This window comes from Phaeovulum sp., assembly GCF_041596715.1.
In the GTDB taxonomy this organism is placed as follows: domain Bacteria; phylum Pseudomonadota; class Alphaproteobacteria; order Rhodobacterales; family Rhodobacteraceae; genus UBA6213.
The window spans coordinates 1-3989 of the sequence record NZ_JBFHIA010000260.1 but is presented as its reverse complement, the minus strand read 5'-3'; the positions used below and the strand labels follow the sequence as shown (position 1 = coordinate 3989).

Below are 3989 nucleotides of genomic sequence, written 5' to 3'. Positions count from 1 at the left end.
CGGCTTTAGGGGTAAGCCCGCGACAGAGCATCAGGGCCGCTTGGCAGGCCCCGATGCTGCGCGCAAGCCGTGTTCAGAACTGTGAAAGCGTCAGCGTTGCCGAGAAGGTCACATCAGACTGGTCAGCAACCGCCTGGCGCAGCGGCACCGCGGCAGAAACTTCAAAGCGCGCGTGGTCGTTGAACCTGTAAGACGCCCCTACCCCCGCGGATGCCATGTGCACAACCGTCGGGAAGGTCGAGTAGACCGCGCCAAAGTCGGCAAAGACAAAGCCGCTAAACACTTTATCCTGAAACTCGAAGGGCTTGTGCAACTCGAGGTTCGCGTAGAACCCGCTGTCACCGGCCACGCCATCCGAAGGATAACCGCGCACCGTGGTGGGGCCGCCGATCTGAAACAGCAACCCGCCGGGCAGCAGCGATTCTTCGCTGGTTTGCCACGCGCCGCGCCCGATAAACGAAATGCCGTTCGAAAACTTGTAGGCCCCGTCGATTGAGCCGGTGCCGATCACATAGTCTTCGGTGGTGGAGGCGATATTATCCGTCACCGTAGCAAAGACCGCCTGCATCTGGGTACTGACGGTCCAGTTGTTACCAAACCCGGCAAGCGTGAAACCGGGCGCGAACTTTCTGGTGTCGGCATTCACCACCGGCACGCCCGCCGAATAAGATTCCGACGCGCCGCGGAAAAACGATGCCGTCGCCTGAAATGCAACGCGATCAGTCGCATAGATCGGCTGCGTCAGGGTGAACGAGGTCGAATGTGCATTGCCCGTCAGATCCAGCCCGACCGAAGGGCCATCAACCACGGTGTAATCCGACGCAGAGGCGCTGAAGCTAAGCCGCGTGCCGATCGGAGTGAACGAAAAGTCGTATCGCGCGGTCGCGGAGCGGCTGCCCTCTGTTCCTTCTAGGAAAAACAGGAAAGTGTCGTCGATTCCCAGCAGGCCGTAATTGCGGTACATGACTGAGGCGCGCAAATCCCCGGTCGAGGCCACGCCGTTATTGTCGATGAAAAACTGAAACTGCTGCGGTGCAGGTTCTGTGATGCCGAACACCAGATCGGTCAGCCCGAAAGCCGCACCCGGTTGCAAGATCAGGCGCAATTGCGCCCGGTTGGTCTGGTTGAAAAAGGCAATGTCACTTGCCGCGGTGGGCACATCAACCGTGGTGCCCTTGGCAAAACGAACGCGGTTGGTGATGAAGCTGTTGCGGGTCTTGTGCTCGCCGACCACGGCAACAACGCCGACCTGCCCTTCGACCAAGGTAACGACCAGATCGCCGCCTTCAACGTCTTGCGGGCCAAGGATGGCGGTCGCCGTGACCACGCCCTTTTCGGCATAAAGATCGTTCACATCGCGGACAAGTTCCGACAGGCCCGAGAAATCTACCCGGCGCCCGATGTATTTATCGCGAATTGCAGCAAGCTCGGCATCCGAAAGAAATGCCGAAGCCGGTGCAAAGGTCACGGTTTTAAGCAGCACAGTCGGCCCGCCGGGGGGCGGCAAATCGCGCCGGTTGAGTGGCTCTACCACAACGCCCGGTCCTTGTTGGCGCGTATCGGCCTCGGCGTCTGCGGCATCTAGCGTCCGTTGGTTTTCTGCCGCTATGCGCGCCGAAAGATCTACCTGCGCCAACGCGGACGATGCCCCGAAAAACCCCAGCGCGCCAACTGCAAGCACCGCAAACCCGGCCGCATTCCGCCGCATAGGCGTCTTGTCATTCATTGCCATCGTACTGCCCCGCCATATTGGACAACTCGCGGTATTCCGCTGAAGTCATCATTGCCGCAAGAGAACTGCAGGGCCATTGCCGCGCACGAAAACACTATACGATACACCGTCGATTATAACTACCGTTCCATTCAGATCCGCGATTTCGAGGTCGCTCTCATCTTCCTCGAGCAGCGTAGAGCCGAATGCGCCCGGCAGCAGGATCGGGTCGCCCGCCTGACGCATGTTACGCACCGTATCGCGCACCAGACTGATACCCGGGAACGGCACACCCAGAAGGTCGGTCACCTGCACCGTGGCATCGTAGACAACGACGAAAGAGTTGGTCGCCGTCGTCGTCCCATCAAGGCGAAGCGTGAAGGGCTTACCGTTGAGGAACATCTGCGAATTGCTCGGCGGGTTCGCCTTCGGCGTCTGCGAGCGGTCATCGACAAAGACCGTTTGCAGCGGCGTCTTGAGCAGGAACGTGCCCGCCATCGGAGAGCTGCCCTGTATCGGCACTATGCCGTTGAGAACATTTACGAACTCTGCGGTGGTAGTCAGCAGGGTTTCCGACACGAACAACAGCGGCATCACGATGCCCGCAGGCGCATCAACGACCAGCTCTGCGAGTGTCGCAGCAAGGCCATTTGCCCCGGTGAGGGTGATGTTAAGCGGGTCAGGCCCGCTTGGCACCTGCGTGACATCAAGCGCGCGAATGACATCGGCGCGCAGGATCAGATTTTCACCGACCTCGATAATGCCGACATCCAGCGTTTCGGTGGCCTGAAGTTCGATGTTCTTGGCGCGCATGACCTTGACATCAAGCTTGCCCGTGTTGCCATCGCCGAAGCCTGCGAAGTTGATCAGCGTATCGCCCGCTTCTTCCAGATCGCCGATGATATCGCCGGTCGAATAGATCGTGCTGTTGCGCCCTGCGATGATGTCGTGGAAGAAAACCCCGTTGCCGGTGATGTAGGAGTCGCGCCCGGCGTTCAGGCTGGTCACGATGTTCACCTGCCCCGAACCGGCGGTGATGGTGGCATCGAGCCCGGTCGTGGCGGTATCGAAGCCGACCCCGATACCGCTGAGCCAGGCCGAGCCATGCGCGTTGAGCGTACCGCCCAGCACGCTGCCATTAACCGAGGTCAGCGTGATGTCGCCCGCATCTTCCGGCCCCGGAACTGCGGGGATGCCCGTGGTTTGCAGATCGACAAAGGTCAGATCGTTCTCGGCGATAAAGCGTTGGCTACCGCCGCTTTGCGCGAGCGTGATGTCAAGCGTGCCATCGCCCTCGACGTTGATCGCGCCATTCGGTGCCTGCAAGTTGGTCAGCACCATATCGGTCAAGGCACCAAGCTGGATGCCGCCGTTGGAAGCGGTAGCTGCAAGCGTATTGGTGCGGATCCGCAGCGGGTTCGCGGCGTCCGTGACCGTGTTATCAAGCGCTGTCGCGTTGGCCTGCGTCTTGTCGCCGATGCCAAGGCCCGCGGTCAACAGAACCCCTGCCCCCGGAGCCATGGCGGTGATGTCGGTGCGCGGATCGAGCGTGCCGGCAAAGATCCGGCCGCCTGCGGTGATTGAAACCGCATCCGCATCGCCGCTGCCCGAGATGATCCCGGTGACCAGCGCATCGCCATCGGTTGCAATCTGCACCCGCCCGGCATCTGCCCGAAGCGTGGCACCATTGAGCATCTTGAGCGAGGCCGAGTTGATATCAACCAGACCCGCAACCGAATGCACATCGCCCAGGCTTGTGAACAGTTGCCGACCGCCAGCCGCAAGATTGATGTCGCCTGCGGTTTGCACCAGCCCGTCGATAACGCTCTGCCCCGCAGCCGCCAGACGGATTGTGCCGTTAGCCAGCGCCGAGCCGACGATGAACAACGAACCCGTCGGGCCGAACATATTGATCTCGTTCGCCGCTGACGCGATGATCTTGCCACCGACGCTGACGCCGACGTTAAGACTGCGCGCAACCGTGCCGATCGAACCTGTGGTCGCGGTCAGCGTGACTTTCGCCCCGAGAACGTTGATCAACTCATCATCATAGGCGTTGAGCAGCGAGTTTTGCGCCGTCAGCTTCACGTCTTGCTGCGAATAGACGGTGTCGATCAGACCGGTGCCGGTAAAGGCAATGTTGACACCGTTTTGCGCCCGCGCCGTGGTCGTGGCGCCAGCGCGCGGCATCAGGGTCAACGGGGTCGTGGGCGACCCGATGCTGCCCTGCGCCGCTTCGAGGATCAGGTTGCCGGTCTGCACGGCGCTGGCCGGGGCG

At 61.0% G+C, this 3989-nt stretch carries 2 protein-coding genes; both read right to left on the bottom strand.

Going from position 1 to position 3989, the window contains the following annotated elements:
* Positions 1 to 73: 73 nt before the first annotated feature.
* On the bottom strand, positions 74 to 1732 hold the full coding sequence (locus ABY403_RS14205; RefSeq protein ID WP_372841482.1) for a ShlB/FhaC/HecB family hemolysin secretion/activation protein: 1659 nt from the start codon (positions 1730 to 1732) through the stop codon (positions 74 to 76).
* Between the two features lie 48 nt (positions 1733 to 1780).
* The coding region (locus ABY403_RS14200; protein WP_372841481.1) for a hypothetical protein at positions 1781 to 3989 on the bottom strand (2209 nt) is incomplete at its 5' end.